17 protein-coding genes are annotated in these 21,452 nt (G+C 52.3%); 6 read left to right on the top strand and 11 right to left on the bottom strand.

Translation table 11 applies throughout. The features are described 5' to 3' along the window. Positions 1-23: 23 nt before the first annotated feature. Together GBK04_RS13055 and GBK04_RS13050 are read right to left on the bottom strand one after the other, a co-directional pair. Positions 24-659 carry an acetyltransferase gene (locus tag GBK04_RS13055; RefSeq protein WP_152760311.1) on the bottom strand — a complete coding sequence of 212 codons (636 nt, stop codon included), beginning with the start codon at positions 657-659 and terminating at the stop codon, positions 24-26. Between the two features lie 95 nt (positions 660-754). Further along, complete coding sequence (locus GBK04_RS13050) at positions 755-1,414, bottom strand: hypothetical protein (RefSeq protein ID WP_152760309.1); 660 nt, start codon at positions 1,412-1,414, stop codon at positions 755-757. 116 nt (positions 1,415-1,530) lie between these two features. Here GBK04_RS13050 and GBK04_RS13045 point away from each other — a divergent pair, with 116 nt between their 5' ends. The 3 genes from GBK04_RS13045 to GBK04_RS13035 all read left to right on the top strand — a co-directional run bounded on the left by GBK04_RS13045 (position 1,531) and on the right by GBK04_RS13035 (position 5,748). Further along, positions 1,531-3,012: a M61 family metallopeptidase gene (locus GBK04_RS13045; protein WP_152760307.1), complete on the top strand. Its 1,482-nt coding sequence runs from the start codon at positions 1,531-1,533 to the stop codon at positions 3,010-3,012. A 50-nt stretch (positions 3,013-3,062) separates the two neighbouring features. Further along, positions 3,063-4,568 (top strand): bifunctional metallophosphatase/5'-nucleotidase, encoded by a 1,506-nt coding sequence (locus GBK04_RS13040; protein ID WP_152760305.1) that lies wholly within the window; start codon positions 3,063-3,065, stop codon positions 4,566-4,568. Positions 4,569-4,662: 94 nt separating this feature from the next. After that, on the top strand, positions 4,663-5,748 hold the full coding sequence (locus GBK04_RS13035; protein ID WP_373330947.1) for a glycoside hydrolase family 130 protein: 1,086 nt from the start codon (positions 4,663-4,665) through the stop codon (positions 5,746-5,748). 101 nt (positions 5,749-5,849) lie between these two features. Here GBK04_RS13035 and GBK04_RS13030 read toward each other — a convergent pair whose 3' ends face one another. Then, the gene (locus GBK04_RS13030) at positions 5,850-6,236 is read right to left on the bottom strand and encodes a T9SS type A sorting domain-containing protein (RefSeq protein ID WP_152760301.1); all 387 of its coding nucleotides are present in this window, start codon (positions 6,234-6,236) and stop codon (positions 5,850-5,852) included. A gap of 902 nt (positions 6,237-7,138) precedes the next feature. Further along, positions 7,139-9,598 carry a bifunctional YncE family protein/alkaline phosphatase family protein gene (locus tag GBK04_RS13025; protein WP_152760299.1) on the bottom strand — a complete coding sequence of 820 codons (2,460 nt, stop codon included), beginning with the start codon at positions 9,596-9,598 and terminating at the stop codon, positions 7,139-7,141. A gap of 181 nt (positions 9,599-9,779) precedes the next feature. On the opposite strand from GBK04_RS13025, the gene GBK04_RS13020 reads away from it, so the two are divergent. Further along, the gene (locus GBK04_RS13020; protein ID WP_152760297.1) at positions 9,780-10,760 is read left to right on the top strand and encodes a pyruvate dehydrogenase complex E1 component subunit beta; all 981 of its coding nucleotides are present in this window, start codon (positions 9,780-9,782) and stop codon (positions 10,758-10,760) included. A gap of 144 nt (positions 10,761-10,904) precedes the next feature. On the opposite strand, the gene GBK04_RS13015 is transcribed toward GBK04_RS13020, so the two are convergent. Continuing rightward, positions 10,905-11,423 carry a Dps family protein gene (locus GBK04_RS13015; protein ID WP_152760295.1) on the bottom strand — a complete coding sequence of 173 codons (519 nt, stop codon included), beginning with the start codon at positions 11,421-11,423 and terminating at the stop codon, positions 10,905-10,907. Positions 11,424-11,537: 114 nt separating this feature from the next. Here GBK04_RS13015 and GBK04_RS13010 point away from each other — a divergent pair, with 114 nt between their 5' ends. Together GBK04_RS13010 and GBK04_RS13005 are read left to right on the top strand one after the other, a co-directional pair. Continuing rightward, positions 11,538-13,046, top strand: coding sequence for an ATP-binding cassette domain-containing protein (locus GBK04_RS13010; RefSeq protein ID WP_152760293.1), 1,509 nt, complete (start codon positions 11,538-11,540; stop codon positions 13,044-13,046). Between the two features lie 186 nt (positions 13,047-13,232). Then, positions 13,233-13,565 (top strand): hypothetical protein, encoded by a 333-nt coding sequence (locus tag GBK04_RS13005; RefSeq protein WP_152760292.1) that lies wholly within the window; start codon positions 13,233-13,235, stop codon positions 13,563-13,565. Between the two features lie 8 nt (positions 13,566-13,573). Here GBK04_RS13005 and GBK04_RS13000 read toward each other — a convergent pair whose 3' ends face one another. The 6 genes from GBK04_RS13000 to GBK04_RS12975 form a co-directional block, all read right to left on the bottom strand. Further along, positions 13,574-14,767, bottom strand: a complete 1,194-nt coding sequence (locus tag GBK04_RS13000) for a 4Fe-4S binding protein (RefSeq protein ID WP_152760290.1) — start codon at positions 14,765-14,767, stop codon at positions 13,574-13,576. A 33-nt stretch (positions 14,768-14,800) separates the two neighbouring features. Continuing rightward, positions 14,801-15,418 carry a thioredoxin family protein gene (locus GBK04_RS12995; RefSeq protein ID WP_152760288.1) on the bottom strand — a complete coding sequence of 206 codons (618 nt, stop codon included), beginning with the start codon at positions 15,416-15,418 and terminating at the stop codon, positions 14,801-14,803. A 46-nt stretch (positions 15,419-15,464) separates the two neighbouring features. Beyond that, entirely contained in the window at positions 15,465-15,914 is a 450-nt protein-coding gene (locus tag GBK04_RS12990) for a methylglyoxal synthase (protein WP_152760286.1), read from the bottom strand. Positions 15,915-16,085: 171 nt separating this feature from the next. Continuing rightward, entirely contained in the window at positions 16,086-17,309 is a 1,224-nt protein-coding gene (locus tag GBK04_RS12985) for a glycosyltransferase family 4 protein (protein ID WP_152760284.1), read from the bottom strand. 30 nt (positions 17,310-17,339) lie between these two features. Beyond that, the gene (locus GBK04_RS12980) at positions 17,340-19,271 is read right to left on the bottom strand and encodes a heparinase II/III family protein (RefSeq protein ID WP_373330946.1); all 1,932 of its coding nucleotides are present in this window, start codon (positions 19,269-19,271) and stop codon (positions 17,340-17,342) included. A 56-nt stretch (positions 19,272-19,327) separates the two neighbouring features. Then, entirely contained in the window at positions 19,328-21,448 is a 2,121-nt protein-coding gene (locus GBK04_RS12975; protein WP_152760282.1) for a bi-domain-containing oxidoreductase, read from the bottom strand. Between the last annotated feature and the right edge of the window lie 4 nt (positions 21,449-21,452).

Below are 21,452 nucleotides of genomic sequence, written 5' to 3'. Positions count from 1 at the left end.
CAGACTACTAGGCTAATCTAAATTCAGGGCATAGGCTGGGCGGGATTCCCAAAAACCGTAGCCTTGGCCGGCACATCCGCAATCACCAGCGAACCCGCCCCTACCCGGGCATTTTTACCGATATGAATCCCGGCGACAACAGTTGCCCCGGGTCCGATAAAGGCCCCTTCTCCGACGGTTACACGGTCGTTCAGGACAACGCCCGGCCCAATATTGACGAAATCGCCGATTTCGACAAACGATTCTACTAAGGTACCGGATTGAATATGGACGTGGTGACCTACATTCACCTGAGGCCCAAGCACTACGCGGGCACCAACGAAATTGCCGTGGCCCAACGTGGCCATGCCCGATACCACCGCTGTGTCATGAATGGCATTGACCGGCATAGTTTTACGCCGCTCATTGAGCATTTGGGCCAATTGTTTGCGAACGGAGTGTTCGCCGATCGCTACGAATGCCTCGCATTTGGGGCCGATGAGTTTAAGAAAGCCCCCATCGTCCGTATCGCCCAGCACACTTACGGTACCGATCTCAGTACCATGCAGTTCTTTGTTGTCGTCTAAAAAACCGTAAACGACCACGCCATTGCGTTGAAAAATATCGAGCGCCTGACGGCCCGTAGCTCCGGCGCCAAAAATAAGTATCGGATTTTCCATGGTTTAATTTTGAATGGGTGAATGAGTGATTCAATGACTATCTAATTCCTGCCTTTACCGCGCGACAGGTCAATCGAATGCTCATTCAAAAATGATTAAAGAAACGTAACCCGAAACACGAACGGACTCGAATAAGGTGAAATGTTCTGGCCGTTAAAGGGGTTGAGTTGGTTTTGATACCTCAAATTATATAGTAAGGTCATGTGAACACCACGCGTGAAGGGTCCGCCCAATGGCTGGGTATAGGCACCGCCGATCAGGGGCGAACCGATCCACTTGCGCACATAGCGGCGGTCTACGCTGTCAAAATACTCCACATTCAGCCCCTCATACTCCGCCTGAAGCGTCACCATCGGCAAAAGGGAATACATCAGGAAGGTACGTCCTCCGTAGTAATTGCTGTTAACATTGAAACGCTTGGAATGAAGCCACATGTAGGTCACGCCCACGCCCCCGACGAGCTTGTCGGTAAGGTTGAGCCCGGCCATTGGCGACAGGTTGATGTTCGTCACCGTGCCAAAACCCAATCCGAAACTTCCGCCCAGCCGCAGGCGGTCCAATAGGGGCAAGGGTACCTCGGATTGGGGCTTTGCCATGGGCTTTCTACCTTCTCCTTCCGGAATCTCGATGGTGGTCTGCCGGGGTTGCTGCCGGACGGTGTCTTTCTCGTAGTATCCGGTATTCTGGGCCAAAACCGTCGAATATACCCCCGAAAGTGCTAAAATTGCCATCAGGACCGGAAGAAACCTTTTCATATCGAAAACGATTGTTATTTTTACTAATGGGTAGTAACGAAACATCTCGTGCCTTTGGTTCGCGAAAGGCGTGATCTTTACTTGTCGCGATCCACCTTAACCCTATCCTCGAATCCATGCATTACCGCATCAGCGTTCCTGATCCCGTTGCCCGATTTCTCGAAATCGTGTATACCCTACCTACCCACACAAGTACACATATCGACCTGCAAATGCCGGCCTGGCGTCCGGGTCGTTACGAAATCCAGAACTTTGCGAAGAACGTTCAAAAGCTAGAGGTACAGGGCGGCTCTGGCGCTCGTCTTCAGGTGCACAAAATCACCAAGGACCGTTGGCGGGTAGCCACGGCCCATGAGGCTACAATCCACGTCGTATACAGGTACTACGCAGTGATCCAGAACGCCGGCAGCAGCTACGTGGATGAGGACTTATGGTACCTGAACTTTATCAATTTTGCCCTTTGTGCGGATGGCTACCTTAACCAGCCGTGTACCGTAGAACTCGACTTGCCCGCCGGTTTCCGGATTGCCTGTGGCATGCCCCCTACCACGCAGCCCACAATTCTACAGGCCAGCGATTATTATCAGCTTGTAGACAGCCCGCTGCTGGCTTCGGCCACGCTTCATCACGAGACGTACCAGGAAGAAGGTACCCTGTTCCATGTTTGGATGCACGGAAACCTACATCCCAATTGGAAGCGCATCCGCACCGATTTCGCGCGTTTCTCCCGCGAGCAGATCGCGACCATGGGGGAGCTTCCGGTACCTGAATACCATTTTATCAATCTGATTTTACCCACCGCCTTTTATCATGGCGTCGAGCATCACAACTCCACCATGATCGTACTGGGGCCCGACGATGAAGGCGAAGGACTATATACTGACTTGCTCGGCGTAAGCTCACACGAGCTTTTCCACGCCTGGAACATCATCCGCATCCGTCCCAAAGAATTGCTTCCCTACGATTTTACAAAGGAAAATTACTTCACCACCTGCTTCGTAGCTGAGGGATGCACCACTTACTATGGCGATCTTTTCCTGCGGCGGGCGGGGGTGTTCGATGATGCCGCCTATGTCAAGGAGCTGCAGGTGTACATGAAGCGGCATTTCGAAAGTAGCCGCCATGCCACGCAATCGTTGTTGGAGTCGTCGTGGGATTTGTGGCTGGACGGGTACGAAAAGGGCATTCCTGATCGGAAAGTGTCGGTTTATCATAAAGGTGCCTTGGTAGCTTTGATTCTGGACCTGTACCTGCGTAAAAAATTCGACCACGCCCGCTCGCTCGATGATGTCATGCGCCTGCTGTGGCAACGTTTTGGTAAGCCTTTCGTGGGGTACAGCTATGAGGATTACCGCGCCATTGTGGTGGAGGTAGCCGGAGAACCACTCGACTGGTACTGGGAAGAGTGCATCGAAGGAACCACACCCCTGGAAAATCGTTTGAACGAACACCTGGCCTTCGTAGGCCTGCAAATGACTACATTCAGCAATGGCAACGTCCAGCTGAACGTACTGGACGACACCCGCGCGGCGCGGCAATGGGAACGTTGGCTGGCTTCGGTTCAGGTTTTTTCCAATGCTGAAAACGACGACAATTAACCTCCGTTCAGATCGGCAGGTACCCCCCACTTTTAATAAGTATTATTAAAATGCTCGACCTTTTTTTTTACCGTTCGACCGCACTTCGATGGTTGCTGGTCCTGGCCATTACGGCAGGCTGTCAGTCGGGCCGTACGGTCACATTCCTTCAAACCAATGATGTGTACGAGATTGCCCCGCTCGACAACGGTCATTCGGCCGGACTGGCGCGGGTAGCTTATCTGAACAAAACATTAAAAAAGAAAAACCCCAAGGGTACCTATTTCGTACTGGCGGGCGATTTCATAAGTCCGTCGGTGATCGGTACCCTACGCCATAACGGCGAGCGTATTCAGGGAAAACAGATGGTGGATGTCCTCAACCAGGCCGGGCTGGACCTGGTTACCTTTGGCAATCACGAATTTGATTATGACGATGAATCGCCTACGGTACTCAACCAGCGCATCGAGGAATCAAAGTTCCGATGGGTGATTGCCAACCTGCAGCGCCGGGAAGGCGACAAAACGGTACCTTTCAGCAAAGACGGCGCCAATTTTCCCCCGTCCGTAATTCTGGACAACGGGAAGGTACGGGTAGGGCTGTTCGGCTTGTGCATTCCCGTTAGTAAGGATTTCGTGCAAGTGGCTGATCCCTTAGAGGCGGGGCGCCGCGAATACGAAGACCTCAAAAACCGCTGCGATGTGGTGGTAGCCCTCACGCACCTCGATGTGGCCGACGACCAGCGACTGGCCGAACAGGTACCGGGCCTGGCGCTGATCATGGGCGGCCACGACCACGACCACATGCAGCTTCAGGTGGGGAAGGTAGCCATTGCGAAGGCCGACGCCAATGCCAAAACAGTGTATATCCATCGCCTGCACTTCGACCGCAAAAACCGCCTCTTGAACCTGGAATCGGAATTGAAAACCATTGATGAGACCGTTCCTGAAGACCCCAAAACGGCCGCCGTTGTGGCTAAATGGCAGCAAATCGCCAATGAAAGTTTCCGAGACCTTGGCTTTGAACCTACTGAACTGGTCTACACAACCCCCGTACCCTGGGATGGCCGGGAGGCGACGGTTCGCCGCGAGCACGGGGCCCTCACCTCCACGATCGCCCAAAGCATGTTCCAGGCCTTTCCGGGCAGCGATCTCGCCGTGTTCAATGGGGGCTCGGTGCGGGTAGATGATGTACTCGAAGGGCCTATTACCCAGTACGACATTGTACGTATCCTACCCTTCGGCGGGGGTATTTCGCAAGTGAACATGACGGGCGATTTGTTACAGAAAGTGCTGGAAGCCGGACGACTCAGTCGGGGCAAGGGAGGCTTTCTACACCACGCCAATGCCCGCTACGACGATACTTCGCAAACCTGGTACATTGCTGATCAGGCCCTCAATTTGTCGGGTACGTATAAAGTCGTACTCCCCGATTTCCTGCTGACGGGCAAGGAATTTGGCCTGGGTTTCCTGGTTCCCGCCAATCCTGGGATCATTAAACCCATTGCCAAGCTGGACCAGGCTGATTCACGCACGGATATTCGGAAGGTTTTTATTGGGTACCTCAAGGGCTTGTAGTAGAAACCGAAGCGGAAATAGTACCTTACCAGAGCATCCTTACATCGAAAGTATTTCCATATTATTTGTCGCTCTTTAACCTAAACCTACCTTGATGAAATCCGTCAGCTTACTCCTACTCACCCTACTCCTATCCGTTCCGACTTATTGCCAATCCTGGCTCATTGGTCCCTTCCGCAAGCACAACGCGGCCAATCCCGTATTGACGCCCTTGACTACCAGTACTTTTGATGATCCGATCCGGAACGAAACCGTAACCTGGGAAGCTAAGGATGTGTTCAATCCAGCGGCCGTGGTGCGCAACGGGAAAATATACCTGATTTATCGCGCTGAGGATCTGGTGGGGAAATACAATGGTACCTCCCGCATCGGCCTGGCCACCAGCACCGATGGCGTGCATTTCAAGCGGATGCCCCAACCGGTACTGTACCCCGACAATGACTTTATGAAGAAATACGAGTGGGAAGGCGGCATCGAGGATCCGCGCGTCGTAGAAACCACTGACGGACAGTACGTGATGACTTACACAGCCTACGATGGAGACAAAGCCCGGCTCTGCGTTGCTACGTCGCCCGATTTGCAGCACTGGACCAAATACGGGCTGGCCTTCAACAATTTCATCCGCGGCGGGGGACAGGATTTATGGTCGAAGTCGGGTTCCATTGTGTGCCGACGGGTAGGTAGCAGGCTGGTTGCGACGAAGATCAGCGACAAATACTGGATGTACTGGGGCGATCAGCAGCAGCTTTTTGTGGCGGTGTCCGACGATCTGATCAACTGGTACCCCCTTACCAAAGGCGACAAAAGCCTGAAAACCGTGGCGGAGTACCGGCCGGGCAGTTTCGACTACCGCGTACTGGAACCCGGCCCACCCGCCCTACTTACACCAAAGGGTATCGTTTTGATTTATAATGGTATGAACGACGGCAAAAATGGAGATACCAACCTACCCGATGGTACCTATGCCGCCGGGCAATTCCTGTTCAGTAACGACGCGCCCGACCGCCTCATCGATCGATCCAAAAGCTATTTCATGAAGCCCGACCAGCCCTACGAGATCACCGGACAGGTCAACAACGTCACCTTCGTAGAGTCCATGGTACCTTACCGTGGACTTTGGTGGCTCTACTACGGGACGGCCGATTCTAAAATTGCTGTCACTTCGGCCCCCTTGAAATAAACGGCCTTCGAACAAAAAAATGGCCGCCCGGGTTGTCAATCCGGGCGGCCGCATTCTAATTTCGGGCAAGATCCTATTGATTTACCAGTCTGTTCTCCACCTTATTCGGCGCTGATCGGTGTCACGGTACGGGTAGTTTCCGTGGAGATCGTGAAGGGCTTCTCGATGTTACCGTTTCCGGATTCGATTACGAAGGCATATTTGCCGTCGGCCAGGTTCGACAAGTCGAACACTTTGGTATAGCTTTCGGTTTTCGAGGCGTACTCGCTGTACAGGGTTTCTCCCGTGGAACGCTTGATCGCAATGTATGAGCGGTTCGACAGGTTTTTTATCGTAAGCTTGAACTTCATATCCTTGAACGTTTCAACGCTCATGTCTACGGTTCCATCAGTACGTACTTCGGTCGAAGGATTAATGCTATTGGCGGTGGCCAGGTTCGCAGCGGATACTCCCATCCATACTGCGGCTACTAAAATGATTCTTTTCATGATGTTAATTTTTTTAAGGTACGACTACTACTTGATTGTATTTTTTTAATAATTTCTTAATCTTGCCCTGATCGGCTTATCCACTGTTAGAGATAAGCCTTTCTTTTTTCGTTTTGACTCTACAAACGTACTCTATGGGGCAATATCATGCAATAGGCTAGATTTTGATTTCGAAAGTTCATTGCACAGTCCTACGATAAACTTAGAATTGTACAACGTTTATATAAATAGTACAACAAGTCGTTTATTATTTGCTACGGTATATTTACTTAAAATTCAGAACTCAGATTGTATTATTCTTATATAAATCAATACTATGAGTCCTTTTGCAAGAAAGTCCAGTAAACTACTTAAATATTCTAGTACTCAACTACTTACCAAAAGACAATAAAAAAGGAGAATCAGCCTACGGAAAGCGGATTCTCCGCAATCAGAAGAATTATCTCTTAGCAACAGCTTCTGAATTTTAGCATCCAGCTATCAATTAGTTTAATCCAACTATATTTACAGTGGCTGATACCAAATCATTACATATGCAGGGGAAGAAAAACAGATACGCCCTTATTTCTATTTTAATCCTTAGTGTGCTGACTAACTGTAAGGAAAAAATTGAAATCACGGATGGACTCAGGAAAGTCTATTCCCGAGGTGTGTTAGCAGGAGAAATTGATGAGTGCCAGTACCGGGGGGATCTTGTGTATGTAGCGGGAGCCAATGCCTACGATGCCGGAAGCGCAGTCTTCAATAAAGAGGGGAATCCCATCGGTACCTGCAATTATGCCTGGGGGCCCATCGACTCCATATGCGGCCAACTGAAAGACTGCGAAGTAATTTATCGGGTCAAAGATCACATTTCAGGTCAGCCCCCAGTGGATAAAGTACGGGCTAGGGAAAAAATAGATTCAGTCGTCGTCAAAGTCCCCTTCCCCTTCTTCATCCTCAGGCTTGGCCCACACAAAGGTACTCCGGCGCGGGGCAGGCATAGGGCTATCGATTCCTTTGACCGCCTTCCACACGATCTCGCTGAATTCTACATCGTTGATTGCATCGGGTACAGTCAGGTTCAGTTCCCCTGAGCGGATGGAATGTTTGTTCACGGCTACGTTGCGCTGATCCAAAGGCACATTGTTTGCCCGGGCCGTATACAGCCTGGCGTCGGGCTGGGCTGTAAAGCTTCGCCAGAGCGGCGTGGCAGCGGCGTCGTACTGGCTCATGGGCGGCAGTGCCAGGATCAATTCCATGGTACGCAGCAGCGAGGTGGTACTGTACATGGTATGGTCCACGTAGTTGCGCTTCACATACGGCCCGATCACCAGCGCCACCGAGCGGTGTGCGTCGACATGGTCAGGACCATTCTGGGCATCGTCTTCCACCACGAATACGACCGATTCTTTCCAGATCGGGCTCTTGGACAAATGCTCCACAAACCTACCCAACGCCAGGTCGTTGTCGGCTACGGCCGCCTGCGGGGTAGGTGCCCCGATTCGCATGCCCGACGTATGGTCGTTAGAAATACGCACCGTGTTGAAATGTGGCACCGCGTTGGCCGCTACCAGCGCATCGAAATCCTTTTCCCAGGCCGCCTCACGATCCACATCCTTGTAGCTGAGGTCATAGCCGTGGTAGTTGGGGTCATAATGCCCTTCGAGTACCTTAAGATTAGGCTTACCCTGCGAAGTAAACTCTCCGTAGGTACGGTAGCTGACTCCTGCTCGTTGGCAGTAATCCCAGATAAAACCTTCTTTCGGATGGGCTACCTGGCGGGTACCTTCGTAGTCGTAGGTACCCCCACGCCCGCCGTAACTGGTGGGCCAGGTTTTTTCTACAAAATCCGTTGCATAGCCCGCCATCGACCAGTTGTGTCCGTCGGCGCTTACTTCGGCGTTGACGTAGAAATTGTCCAGCAGCACAAACTCCCGCGCCAGCGCATGATGATTCGGGGTATTGTTTTCGGGAAAAAGACACAGGCTAGCGTCGCCGTTGCCTTCGGACATATCGCCAAAAATCTGATCATAGGTGCGGTTCTCCTTAATGATATAAAATACATACTTGATGGGCGAAGGATCACCTACAGTACGGGGTATAGGGTTACCCTTCTGGCCTTCGCTCGTGCTTTCCCTTTCCTTAGTATAAGGGGTATTTTCGTACACCAATTGCGTGTAGCCAGCCAGCAAGTTATCATCGGGCTTGCTGATAATGGAAAGATTCCCCTGAAACAGACTCCCGATGTACTCGGCCTTAGCCCGCTCGGCGGCCGTCATGGTAGGTTGCGGTCCGCCGGGATTGGCTAGTGAAGTGAGCCCTTTGCCATTAGCGACGTAGATTTTTCCGTCCACTTCACGTACCGTAGTTGGGTACCAGCCTGTGGGAATAAGCCCCAGCGAACGACTTTCGCCCCGCTCCGACACATCAAAAACAGACAAACAGTTATTGTCGGCATTAGCGATATACAGCGTTTTTTCATCTTCCGAAAGCGCCAACCCGTTAGGGGTACTTCCGGCAGGCGCATCCGGGAAGAGTGAGGTAGTGAGTGTTTCGACCACCCGCCGGGCCGCTACCTCGATCACGGAGACTGTATTTTCGTTGCCATTGGCGACAAAAAGGTACCTGCCGTCCCGGGTCAGCACCATATCGTTGGGATGGCTGCCCACCGCTACACTGCCACTTGTCGTTCTTTTTTTCAAATCATAGAGCAATACTTTCTCCCCGCCCCATAGCGAAATGTAGAGCAACGACTTGTCTGGCGAAAGTACGCAGGTGTAGGCTTCGGCAGGTAAGTGCTCCCGGCGCAGTACCTGCCGTGTCACAGCATCGCAGGTGTAGAGGGCGCTGTCGTCTTTGGTCACCACGTAGAGGCGCTGGGCTTCGTCGTCCAGGCATAGGCCCGCTGGCGAAATGGACTGCTTGGGCCATGGCTCACCCAGCACGATTTGTCCGGTTTCGCTCAATTTTCCGTCTTTGTTCTGATAAATCCTCACCAGGTTGTCATTCCCTCCGGAAGCAAACAGTCCTTTCTCGTCGCCTGAAAAAGCCAGACCTACCCATGATTTCGGAATTGTGATTTCATCGGAAACCGTTTCATCCGCGCGGTTGATCAGGGTGATGCTCTGCGTGCCCTGTCCGTTGTTGGTAAAAGCCATCCACTTGCCCGAACTTGAAACGGCGACATTAAGCGGCAGATCGCCCAGGGATAGGCTTTTGCCGGGCGTAGTCAGCGACCAGCCGTTGGGTAGCATCACGCGCGTAGCACGCAGGGAATTGATAACGTCAGACTGGGTACCACTCTGGCCGGGTTTACAGCTACTTAGGCAAGCGAGTAAGAACAGAATTATGGAAATTTTGGGGAGAAAACATCTTTTCATCGGGGCGAAGTTTTGCTTTATACAGCTTAAAAGTAGCAAAAAGCAATCGCCTACCTCTTTACTATCCTGTTAACAATTTGAGAATTGAACCCCATTGCGTAGTTTTACGGGTACTTTGTCAGATGTTGAAACTGAATTTCTCACTCTCAACTCTCAACTTTCAACTTTCAATTAGGAAAAAATGCCAGAAATAGCGTTCAGAGATGCCATCAAAGAGGCGATGTCGGAAGAGATGCGTAGGGACGAAAAAGTGTTCCTGATGGGCGAAGAAGTAGCCGAGTACAATGGCGCCTATAAAGCCAGCCAGGGAATGCTGGACGAATTCGGCCCCAAGCGGGTGATCGATACACCCATCGCCGAGCTGGGTTTCGCGGGCATCGGGGTAGGTGCCGCTTCCAACGGACTGCGCCCGATCATCGAATTCATGACGTTCAACTTTTCGCTCGTCGCCATCGACCAAATCATCAATAGCGCAGCCAAGATGCTGTCCATGTCGGCGGGCCAGTATAATGTACCCATCGTGTTCCGGGGACCTACCGGTAACGCAGGACAACTGGGTGCGCAGCACTCTCAGAACTTCGAGAACTGGTATGCCAATACGCCTGGCCTTAAGGTGGTGGTTCCGGCCAATCCTCATGACGCCAAGGGTCTTCTCAAATCGTCCATCCGTGACAACGACCCTGTAATTTTCATGGAGTCGGAAGTGATGTATGGCGATAAAGGAGAGGTACCTTCAGAAGAGTACCTGATTCCGCTGGGCAAAGCCGAAGTGAAAAAAGAAGGCTCGGACGTGACAATCGTATCGTTCGGCAAGATGATTCCCCGCGTGGTACTACCTGCTATGGAAGAATTAGCCAAGAACGGTATCAACGCCGAACTCGTAGACCTGCGTACCGTCCGCCCGATCGACTACGCTACCGTAGTAGAATCCATTAAGAAAACCAACCGCTGCGTCATTGTGGAAGAAGCATGGCCCCTGGCTTCCATTTCTTCCGAACTGGCCTACCACATTCAACGCTACGCCTTCGACTACTTGGACGCTCCAGTCATGCGTATTACAAATCGCGATGTACCCCTGCCCTACGCCCCTACCCTGATCGAGGAGATTCTGCCTAATGTGAAGCGCACCCTTGATGCGGTCAATGCGGTGATGTATAAGTAGGGATAAATCTAGGAAAGTGTAACAAGGTCTAAGCTCGAAAGAGCGGATTAATAACAATCAAAAGCGGTCGGTTCCGGGATTAAAATCCTCAGAACCGACCGCTTTTTTGATTCACGGTTTTCGTTCGTGGCTGGCTAGGGGCAATTAAGAATTTTTCTTATTCCCATCCCGTGTGGTTTCAAAAAGGAACCAAATACGCCGCTCGGTTTCGTCAATATAAACTTCCAGCAGGCTCGCCGTAGCGACATCCTCGGCGTCATCGCACAGCTTGTGGGCAGCCCTCATGCTCTTGGCCATTTTTTTATTTTCTGTGATAAGCTCTTGGAGCATGGCCTGTGGAGCAACAAAGTCCTCATCGTTATCCTTCACGCTTTGCAATTGGGCAATGTGCCCTACCGAACGGATTGTATCGTAGCCCAATTTGCGCACGCGCTCGGCCAGCGGGTCAATCGTAGCCAGGATTTGAGCGGCCTGCTCGTCGAGTAACAGGTGGTAGTCACGGAAGTGGGTACCCGACATATGCCAGTGGAAATTCTTTGTTTTGATGTAGAGCGCAAAAGCGTCAGCAACTAGTCCGTTAACGGCCTCCGAAACTTTTTTACGGCCTTTCTCTTGTAGGTCAGAAGGGGTATCAAGGGCGGCAGGTGATTTTATAGCGTCCATAAGCAGGGTCTGTTAAAATAATAGTTTTGAATTAAGAAATGATCTAGTAAATAGTTCTAAAAACTGTGCCAAGGGCTAGTTTTGCCAAAACTTTGTTCACTAAACTCCTACAAAATGCCCCTTCTTTCCTTCGAGAATGTATCGGTCCGTAAATACGACACGCCTGTGCTATTCGGCCTTACCTGGCAAGTAAATCCCGGCGAGCAATGGGCTATTATAGGAGGTAACGGCTCCGGCAAAACCACCCTGCTGGAAACCATTGCCGGGCGTTGGGCCACTGCGCAGGGTCGATTACAGAAAAGGGGAGAGGTGGAGTTTGTCGCAAACGATTACTCGTTCAACCGTATTGCCCGCGCGGCGGCACAGTACTATCAGCAACGGTTTCAAGCCTATGAAGCTGCCCTGGCACCCACTGTGCGCGAGGTACTGACCGAGCAGATGAAGCCCGTAGGTACCGTAGATGAGAAGTCTGTACGGCTGGCAGAAAGTAGGGTACCCGAAGCCCGCCTGGAAGAAATAACCCATTTACTACAACTTACCGACTTGCTGGATCAGCCTTTTATTACGCTTTCCAATGGCGAAACACGTCGCATGCTGCTGGCCCGGTCGCTGGTCAAAGACCCGGACATCTTACTACTCGACCATCCCTTCGTGGGCCTTGACGTGCTTTCACGGGAGATTCTGCGCGAAGCACTGGCCGAACTGGCCCGCCAGGGTACCACGATTATCCTGGCCACCGCAGCTACTGAGATTCCTGACTGCATAACCCATGTTTTAATGCTGAAAAAAGGAAAAATTGAAAGGGTAGTTCCGATTGAAGAATGGAAGCAGGAATCCATTATTAATCCCCTCTCTGTCCGTCCATCTGTTGATTTAAGCATCAGAGGGTCCGATCTGCAATGGAATTGGCTGTCGGCTCTCCCGCAACCTACCTATGCGTACGCTTTCGATTTGAGAAACATCCGGGTCGTGTACGATGGAAAGGCCGTACTCGATCATGTAAACTGGCGGGTTAGAAAAGGGGAAAAATGGGCATTAACCGGGCCAAATGGCTCAGGAAAATCGACGCTCCTGAGTATACTGACTGCCGACCACCCCCAGCGCTTCGCCAATGATTACGATCTCTTCGATCAGAAAAGAGGTGGGAAAGGAGCTTCAATTTGGGATATAAAGCAGAAAATCGGACACCTTTCGCCGGAACTACATCTGTACTTTCCGGTGGAGACAACCGTATTCAAGGCCATTGCTTCCGGCTTTTACGACGCAACGGGGGTTTATTTCAAGAAATTGGATGAAGGCCAGATAGCTCGGGTGGAGCAATTGGCAGAATTGCTGGGGGTAGGTCAGGTCATGGAACGTCCCCTGCAAAAGTTATCGAAGGGTGAGCAGCGCCTTGTTTTACTGGCACGGGCCTTGGTGAAAAATCCTCCCCTGTTGATTCTGGACGAACCCTGCCAGGGACTGGATATCGGAGCCATTGAATATTTCAAATCGGTTGTAGATGCCGTCTGCGGCTCGGACGAACGTACCTTGATCTATGTATCGCACTATCCTCACGAAATTCCGACCTGTGTGAATAGGTACCTTCGGTTAGAGAAAGGGCAGGTAGTTGAGTTGAAATAACTTGAAAAGCAAAAAGGCCGGATTCTTGAGAGTCCGGCCTTTTCGTTGAATAAAACAACATACATAAAACGCCTGGTCACCTTGAAAAGTTTTGCCTTTGAAAAATAGTTCTATTATTTTTCACAAAAATTGACACAAATTGAGTTTTATGTCAAAACCTGGTGATTTATCCACAATTCGGCAAAAATGGCGGCTAAACAGCAAACCATATATGAATTAAGTATTGTACCTCTGATCAAGGCCAATCCGTTCGAAACGGCTCAGGAGTCTCTTACCTATTTTTCCAATCTGAAAAAAGCGCTGGATACGCTGCACACGGCTTTGGGTGCGCAGGGTTGGTCGGGGACGGTCAGCTATTCGAGTGTGTACCGAGGTTTGAAAAGTCGGGGCTGGTTCAGGCACATTTTCGTAGTGGAAGGAGTTCGGTATTTTGAATTAAAAATCACCACCCAAATTCTCAACCCCCACCTAACTACCCTGGGAATCGACGAAATGCCTACACCGCGCAAGCGCTACTAGGTACCCCTCTACTCTTCAGCAGGCTTAGCAGGACCACCACGTGGCTTCATCGTAGGTCGGAAAGCGGGTTTTGGTTTTAATTCAGCCAGAGGTTTTTCGGCCTGACTCGGGGAGTTTATTTTTTCCTCAGTCTGCACCGGCTTAGCTGCCGGCTTCATGGTAGGCTTGAAGACAGTTTTTTGTTTTTCGGTACCCTCCATTGTAGTGGGTTCTACTTTTCCGGTCGCCTCGGCACTAACCGCCTTATCAGTTGGCTTCATCGTGGGCCTGAAAGCCGGCTTCGGCCGTTCGGCCGGGACTCCCGACTCCTGAGGTTGATCGGCAGCATCCGGCTTAGGAGATGATGCGCCAGACGCCGGTTTCATAGAGGGTTTGAAAACAGGTTTCGGCTTGGGGGTTGAAGGTACCTCTGCGGCAGGCCCTTCCGTTTCAGGAGCTTTATCCGTTCTGGGTTTCATGGAGGGGCGGAAAGGCGGTCCGGATTTTTTGACCGGGGATTCCTGCTTTTCGGCTGTGGGTTCAACGGTTTCATCGCTTCCGGGCGGAATAGCCACGGGTGGTTTTGTAGGTCGGAAAGCCGGGCGTGGGGAAGCGGGTTTGGCCGTCGGCTCTGGCTTAGGTACTGCCTGGGCAGCGGCTTTCAACGCCTCCTTTTCTTTCTGGAATTGTTCGAGCAGTTGTTTTTTCTCATCAGCTTCCGCGGGCGTGAGGTTGCCGTACTCATACACCATGTCGCGGACGTCAAATTCGCTATAATCGAATGTCCTGGTCATGGTGAGGCACTCGGTGGGGCACACGGTGGTACACAGGCCACAGTAGCAGCACTTGGCCATGTCGATGTCGAACTTGGCCGCATACAGTCGGATGGGGGAGCCATCGGAAGCTTTGCCTACTTCTTCTATGGCCCGGATGGGCTCTATCTCAATACAGTCTACGGGACATACTTTGGCGCACTTGTCGCAGACGATGCAGTCGTCCATCTCGTTGTGCAATCGATACCTACCATTGTCGGGGATCGGGATGGTTTCGAGCGGGTACTGAATCGTGACCATGCCCTCAGTCTGTCCAAAAAAAGTATCCTTCCGAATATCACCCGGCATTCGGCGCTTGCGCGCCGCCCACAAATGTCCCGCCGTCAGGCCCAGGCCTTTCAGGGTGGTACGGATTCCGTCAGCGATGTTTTTGAAATAACTGTCTGCCATAGCTTCACACGACTATCCTACAAAAGTAGGGGATTATTGTACAATATTCCCCTGAAGCCGCCCAATCAGTTCCCGCTGAATTGATTCGGTTTTGTCCGTATTGTACCAGCGCTGAATTTCCTCCTGCAGTTCGGCATAGGGGCGATCGGGATTCTCCTTATAGGCCCAAACGATCTCCTGCAGAGCTTGCGGCCGTGGCCCCCAGGTAAATAACTCGGCACCATCAGCGCCCACGGCGATCAGTTTCGGAATGGACTTGCCACCCCGCGTCAGGTAGGCATCGATGATTTCGGGATGCTCATCGCGCAGCAACAATGTGAGCGTAATGTGGGGGTTGAATTGGGCTACCTTGGCGATGACAGGCAGCGACTGGGCGGCGTCGCCGCACCAAGCTTCGGTCAGTACGTACCAGGTCTGGGAGGCTTCAATCTGAAAAGCCAATTGCTGCAGGTCCTGGGCCAGATGTACCGTTTTGTCAAGCCGGCGCATACGGTACTGGTTCAGGCGCGTGTATTCAGTCAGTGCGGGGGATTGCTTGGGACCAGTGGTCCGTTTTTCGGCTACCATTCGATCCATGAGGGCCAGGTACTCGAGGTAGGTGTAGGTTTGGCGGATATTTTCAGAGGAGAATAGATTTTTTACAGATTTCATGCCGGGGCTTTTTTACCCAAGAAAACCTCCCCGTTTACGTTTCGGTTCATACCTTCCGCTTGATGTAGGTACTATAATCGGTCTGCCGGGCTTCGTAATCTTCAAACATCAAGTGCGAAGTGAGCAGAAAATCGGCGGTCGCCCGGTTGCAGGCCATTGGAATATTCCACACCACGCACAGGCGCAGCAGCGCCTTGATGTCAGGATCGTGAGGTTGGGCAGCCATGGGGTCCCAGAAAAATATGAGCATGTCGATCCGCTCCTCGGCGATCATCGCCCCGATCTGCTGATCGCCGCCCAGAGGCCCGCTGAGGAGCTTGGTAACGGACTGGTCCAGGATCTCTTCCAGCATTTTGCCGGTGGTACCCGTGCCATACAACTGATGCCTGGACAACGTCGTGCGGTTATAAAAGGCCCAATCCATCAGTTCGGGCTTCCGGTTGTCGTGGGCAACAATGGCGATACGTTTGCGGGAGAGGATTTTTCGAGAGTCCATGTTTCTTTGAATGACCGGGTTTCTGAGTGGCAAGCCGCTAAAGCACAAGGTACCCTTCAACAATTGGTTGATTCAGGCTTTCCGAAACAAAAATCACGTATTTTTCCAATAAAATTAAATCGGCCCTACCGCTTCTGTTTTAGACAGTATACTTTTGGGAAACATCCACCTCTAGGAAATCAGCGATAAATAACGCCGGGCCAGCACTTCCCGATCGAAATGCTGCCGCGCGTACCGGTAACCGTTTTCTCCCTGTTTTTTCAGCAAATCAGGATTTTCCAGGTAGTACCGAACCTTCTGCGCAAAATCATCCGGACTTTCCGGCTCCACAAACATGCCCGCGTCGGCGGCTTCCACCAACTCCCGCGACACGCCATCAATAGCCATCAGAACAGGTTTCTTGCACGAAAAGTAGTCAAAGGTCTTATTGGAATACACGGTCTTGAAAGTATCGACTTTTTTGAGCACCGAGGTACCCATGTCGGAAGCCAGGATGTACCGGAACACCTCCCGCTTGGGCACGGAATCTACAAACCGTACGTTGGTCAGGCCGCGTTGCCGGGCGTTGGCCATGAGCTCCTTCTTCTTCATGCCATCCCCGATAAGCAGGAAAAGTACCCGGGTGTCGCGCAGTCGTTCGGCGGCATCGAGTACCTGCACCAGATGGTTGGCCACACCGTGCGCTCCTACGTAGGTGATCACAAAATGCTGCCCCAAACCGTGCGCCCGCCGGAACTCCCCGGCATCGAAGGTACCCCTCAGCTCTTCGGAAAGCGCGAAGTCGGCTGCGTTGGGAATGAAAATGATTTTTTCGGCGGGAATATTCTTTTTAGTGATGAGGGCCTCCCGGAAAGCGGGCGTCAGAACATTGATCAGTCGGGCTTGCCTGTACACAAAACCCTCGAACCAATACGCGAATTTTATCACGAGCGTATTGGTTAGTACGCCCGTATCGATGGCCGATTCGGGCCACAAATCCCTTACTTCAAAAACGAAAGGGGTACGCTTCCACCGCGAAAGCACTAGGGCCGTAATACCCACAAACAGCGGGGGCGAGGTGACCACGATGACGTCGTAGGTACCCTTCGCCCTGCGTAGCCCGCCCCAAATACTCGAAAACGTAAAAGAAAAGTAGGCCCACAACCGACCCAAAAATCCGCTGTTGTAGCGATCTGATACATGGCAGCGAATCACACGGACCCCGTCACGGTTGGTACTTTGATGAAAATAATGGCCCTCGTAGCGCGACGATTCACTTCCCATGTAATGGACCATGCCCGCCAGCACGGTCACCTGATGTCCGGCTTCGATCCAGATGCGGCTCATTTCGTTCCAGCGGGAGCCTCCACCATCGTCATCTTCCAGGAAAAATTGGTGGATCAATAGGATACGCATGAGGCGAGTAATGGTCGTGTAACAGTTCTGCTACCTATTCGCAATGAGGCTAATTTCCGTTTTCAGGTACCTTCCTGGGGTACTGAATACCAGGCGGGGTACTCCTACCTTCTGGCCGTATTTCTCCGAGTACCAGCCCTCGGTTTCATCAGCAGTCAGTTCGACTCGCTGTTGATCGAAGGATTTGATTGAATAATTATCCAAAAAAGTAGCGCCCGGATGCCAGATCTGGTGCATAGGTACCTCGGCCGGCGCATGGTGCAGCCAGTCTTCCACCAGCCACCGGTTTTTGCCAGCCTGCTTGGTCACCCGGCGCCGGTGGGTGACGGGCTGGCCGCTCTGGTAGAAGCCCGTAAATTCCCCTTCAAAAATATACGCATTACTCTGAAACCAACCCGCCCGGCTTTCCTTGATCCAGTCGAACCAGATGAACCGGGGACCTCTACGCATCTGGTCGAAGGTACCCAGCATTACGGTGTTGTGGGAAGAGGTTCCCGCAAAGTAGCGCGTCCATTGTTCGTCGGTATTATATAGGTACGAGCCCGCATCACGCAGAATATTCTCACCGTTTTCCCAGATATCCAGGTGCAGGTTATCAGCCTGAAAAGGACGGTCGGTATAGTGGCCACAGCGCAGGAAGGTAAGGGTACCTCCATCGCGCAGCACATAGTAGCCGCCTTTATCAAAGGCGTAGGTACCATCGGGGACGTCTTCAGTCACTGGCGCTTTTGTTACCACAAGCCCAGGTTCGGAGGAATATTCCGAACGCCCCAACCCCAGCCAGTCGGCCTCCTCTTGCCAAATACCCGGAGGATACGGAGAGGCCTGGCCGAGTACCTGCGCGAGGGCATACAATTGGGGTCGGTAATCGCGGAAATGACATTCAGTCAGCGGAAAAAACAGCGCCCCATCGTTAGTGCCGTAGTTGGGCAGCCAGCCGGTAGTGGCATCCTGACACGTCAGCAGAAACTGAAGCGACTTGCGGGCGCGCTCGTATACCACCATGGTCCATTGCTCGCCGTTCAGGTGGGCTAGTTGGATACCCCAGGTCAGCAGCTGAACTACCACGCGATGGTAGTTCATCGAAAATTGCAGAAAGGTACCGTCCTCGTAAATCTGATAGGCTACCTCTTGCTCAAACCAACACTTACCCTTCGTTTTCCAACGCACACTTTCAGGAAAGAAAGGGTAAAGCAACCCCACAAGGTAAAGGGTCAAGGTTTCGGTAAGGGCGTGGTTGTTGCGGACGGCCCGGCGCGAAAACTGAATGTTTTCCTCCACATGCTGCATCTGTCGGTAGAGGCTTTGGACAATCCGGGCAAAGCGGGTTTCGGTGAGCGCAGAAGAATTTTTATAATAATGCAGAGCGAAGGTCCAGTTCAGCGTCCGCAGCGATATTTCCTGACTACACCGCCAGTTCGGACCTTGATTGACGGGATTTTCTGCGATCCAGCTCTCTATTTCTTCAAAAACCCGTTCGGACTGGTCTTTCTGAAAATGAAAATCATAGCGGATTAGGTCGTACAGAAACGCAAAGCGCGATTTTTCCCACACGTACTTGATATCGCCAGCTTTGGCCGAAAAATCAGGAATTTCGGTCCAATGCTTCGAGGCGTCGTAGCGGTAGCCTGTAGCAGGATTGGTGAGCCAGTCGGTAACTTCATAGACCTGCGCGCTGAAAAACGTGAGGGTACCCTGGTGAAGTGCCCGTACCCGGTTTTGCAAAGCATCGCTTTCGGCAAGAGGTAGGGCGGCAGGCGGTGAAAACGAAAAAAACCTACTCTCCTGGTTCTTCCAGGCATCCCGACTGATAAACGTCTGGCGGGGAGGATGGGTGGGAAAGCGTTTTTTCAATAAACCCGTACGGGTTTGTACGGCACGCCACGCCCGGAAGGACACGTATCGAAGCCCCATGTTTTGGGCCAATTGTAGGTAATTACCGAGTGCCATGGCAGATTTCATTCCTGGAAGAGGGGAAGTGAACACAGTCCGCTGACAAAGGTACGGTATTCAGGGTTTTATTTCACCCCTACCTCCACCCAGGCCTTCTGACGCAGGCTTTCAACCGCCGCCAGGGTAGCCCGGGTTGTGTTCAGTAGGTCGTCCAGCGGAATCGGGCTGGTTCCGCCCGCCCGTACCGAGTCCAGCAGCTGCCGGAACTGCTCGCGATGGCCTTTGTCCAAGGGGGTTTTCAATTTGGAAAAGCCCTTGAAGCCGTAGCCCGTGAGGGTACGGAAATTGTCCAGAATCAGCGTCCGATCCTGCGAATACACTTCCACCCGCTCTTTGGAATAGGCCTTACTGCCGTTGGCAAAGTAATTGATCACGCCCGTAGAACCGTTTTCGTATCGCAGCAAAATACTGGCATTATCAGTCGTTTCGGAAGGGTGGGTACCCAAGGCATTCATGCATACGGCAGACACGCGACTGCCGGTCAGGTAGGTAATCAGGTCGATGAAATGACAGGCCTCCCCCAGAATCCGCCCTCCGCCCACCGTACGGTCGTGCACCCACGAGTTGACGGGAATAAAGCCCGCGTTCATCGTTGCCACCACGTTCATGGGCGCGCTTCCAAGCAGGGCTTTCATCTTCCGGGCATGGGGTGAGAAACGACGATTGAAACCCACCGTCAGCGACAGAGCGGGGGTACCTTCCCTAAAAAAACGATCGATTTCAGCAAGTTCTTCTTCGTAAATGGCCAGCGGCTTTTCCACAAAAACGTGCTTTCCGTTCCGCAGTGCTTCCAGCGTAAGGCTTGCATGCTGGTGGTGGCGGGTAGTGATGAGCACCAGATCCACCTCGTCGTCGCGCAGAATTTCGCGGTAATCGGTGGTACTTTGGGCGATCCCGTGCTTCTGCGCCAGCGAGGTACCCGACAGGCCGTTAGCACTGGCGATGTACTTGATGTCCGCGCCTTTCAGCGCGGGCAGCAGGGTCATTTTGGTAAAATTCCCTGCACCAATGATCCCAACCACGCCCTTTCGCCCCGTAAAAGGTACCTCCTGGTGCCGGATGGTATACTTCACAGAAAGTTCTTCCGGGTACTCCAACAGCGATGCAATAGTGCGCGATGTTCCGATCTGGCCATAGATTTTATCGTACTCCGCCAGCGGTATCCTTTCGGTAATGTAGGGCTTCACATCCAGCAGTCCGGAGGCAAGAAGCTGGAGGATAGTCTGAAAGTTGCGGTTTTCTGTCCAGCGGACGTAAGGTAGGGGGTAGTCACGTCCTTTTTGCTCGTAGAGGTCGTCGTAGCGTCCCGGCCCGTAAGAACAGGAAACCTGAAATGTCAATTCTTTTTCATAGAATTCGGCCCGGCTGAGATCCAGTCCAACCACGCCGATCAGCACGATTTTTCCCCGCTTACGCGACATCTGTGCTGCTTGGGAAATAATGTCGTTGTTTTTAGCCGAAGCGGTAATAAGTACCCCATCCGCGCCAATTCCGCCCGTCAGCTCCATTACGAATTTCACCGGATCATCCCCCTGTGTCGGGTTGCAGGTCAAAATTCCCTTGCCGCGGGCCAGCTCCAGCTTGGCTTCGTCCAGATCCACTCCCACCACCCGGCAGCCGTTGATCCGCAGCAGTTCGGCCGTGAGTAAGCCAATCAGCCCCAGTCCGACGACCACCACGGTTTCGCCGAGGGTAGGGTTCAATAAACGGATTCCCTGCAGACCAATGGCTCCAATGACCGTAAAAGCGGCTTCATCGTCCGATACGGAGGCCGGGATAGGGGCTACCAGGTTACGGGGTACGCACACGATCTCAGCGTGCGGTCCGTTGCTGGCCACGCGGTCGCCGAGTTGGATATCGCTTACGTCTTCTCCTACCGCAATAACCCGGCCCACCTGGCAGTAGCCCAGAGGTATGGGCTGATCCAGTTTGTTCAGGACGGCTTCCATCGTAGGGCGCAAGCCGTCAGTTCGTACTTTATCCAACACTTTCTTAACCTGATCGGGCTGCTGCCGGGCTTTGTCCAGCAGGTTGGCTTTCCCAAATTCCACCAGCATGCGCTCAGTACCCAATGACACGAGGCTTCGGCGCGTCTGGATCAGGACACAACCGCGCCGTACCTGCGGGGCAGGTACCTCTTCCAGGGTAGTTTGTCCGGTTCTGAGGTTTTGGGTGATTTGTTTCATGGCA

This window comes from Salmonirosea aquatica (assembly GCF_009296315.1).
Classification (GTDB): Bacteria; Bacteroidota; Bacteroidia; order Cytophagales; family Spirosomataceae; genus Salmonirosea; species Salmonirosea aquatica.
The sequence above is the reverse complement of the archived record's forward strand: the minus strand, read 5'-3'. Positions and strand labels throughout refer to the sequence as shown.

Excerpts from the sequence above, each read along its gene's own strand:
- GBK04_RS12975 (WP_152760282.1), bottom strand. The coding sequence starts at position 21,448 with ATGAAACAAATCACCCAAAACCTCAGAACCGGACAAACTACCCTGGAA.
- GBK04_RS13005 (WP_152760292.1), top strand. The coding sequence starts at position 13,233 with ATGGCGGCTAAACAGCAAACCATATATGAATTAAGTATTGTACCTCTG.
- GBK04_RS12995 (WP_152760288.1), bottom strand. The coding sequence starts at position 15,418 with ATGAAATCTGTAAAAAATCTATTCTCCTCTGAAAATATCCGCCAAACC.
- GBK04_RS12980 (WP_373330946.1), bottom strand. The coding sequence starts at position 19,271 with ATGAAATCTGCCATGGCACTCGGTAATTACCTACAATTGGCCCAAAAC.
- GBK04_RS13040 (WP_152760305.1), top strand. The coding sequence starts at position 3,063 with ATGCTCGACCTTTTTTTTTACCGTTCGACCGCACTTCGATGGTTGCTG.
- GBK04_RS13050 (WP_152760309.1), bottom strand. The coding sequence starts at position 1,414 with ATGAAAAGGTTTCTTCCGGTCCTGATGGCAATTTTAGCACTTTCGGGG.
- GBK04_RS13045 (WP_152760307.1), top strand. The coding sequence starts at position 1,531 with ATGCATTACCGCATCAGCGTTCCTGATCCCGTTGCCCGATTTCTCGAA.
- GBK04_RS13030 (WP_152760301.1), bottom strand. The coding sequence starts at position 6,236 with ATGAAAAGAATCATTTTAGTAGCCGCAGTATGGATGGGAGTATCCGCT.
- GBK04_RS13000 (WP_152760290.1), bottom strand. The coding sequence starts at position 14,767 with ATGGCAGACAGTTATTTCAAAAACATCGCTGACGGAATCCGTACCACC.
- GBK04_RS13035 (WP_373330947.1), top strand. The coding sequence starts at position 4,663 with ATGAAATCCGTCAGCTTACTCCTACTCACCCTACTCCTATCCGTTCCG.
- GBK04_RS12985 (WP_152760284.1), bottom strand. The coding sequence starts at position 17,309 with ATGCGTATCCTATTGATCCACCAATTTTTCCTGGAAGATGACGATGGT.
- GBK04_RS13055 (WP_152760311.1), bottom strand. The coding sequence starts at position 659 with ATGGAAAATCCGATACTTATTTTTGGCGCCGGAGCTACGGGCCGTCAG.
- GBK04_RS13020 (WP_152760297.1), top strand. The coding sequence starts at position 9,780 with ATGCCAGAAATAGCGTTCAGAGATGCCATCAAAGAGGCGATGTCGGAA.
- GBK04_RS12990 (WP_152760286.1), bottom strand. The coding sequence starts at position 15,914 with ATGGACTCTCGAAAAATCCTCTCCCGCAAACGTATCGCCATTGTTGCC.
- GBK04_RS13015 (WP_152760295.1), bottom strand. The coding sequence starts at position 11,423 with ATGGACGCTATAAAATCACCTGCCGCCCTTGATACCCCTTCTGACCTA.
- GBK04_RS13010 (WP_152760293.1), top strand. The coding sequence starts at position 11,538 with ATGCCCCTTCTTTCCTTCGAGAATGTATCGGTCCGTAAATACGACACG.
- GBK04_RS13025 (WP_152760299.1), bottom strand. The coding sequence starts at position 9,598 with ATGAAAAGATGTTTTCTCCCCAAAATTTCCATAATTCTGTTCTTACTC.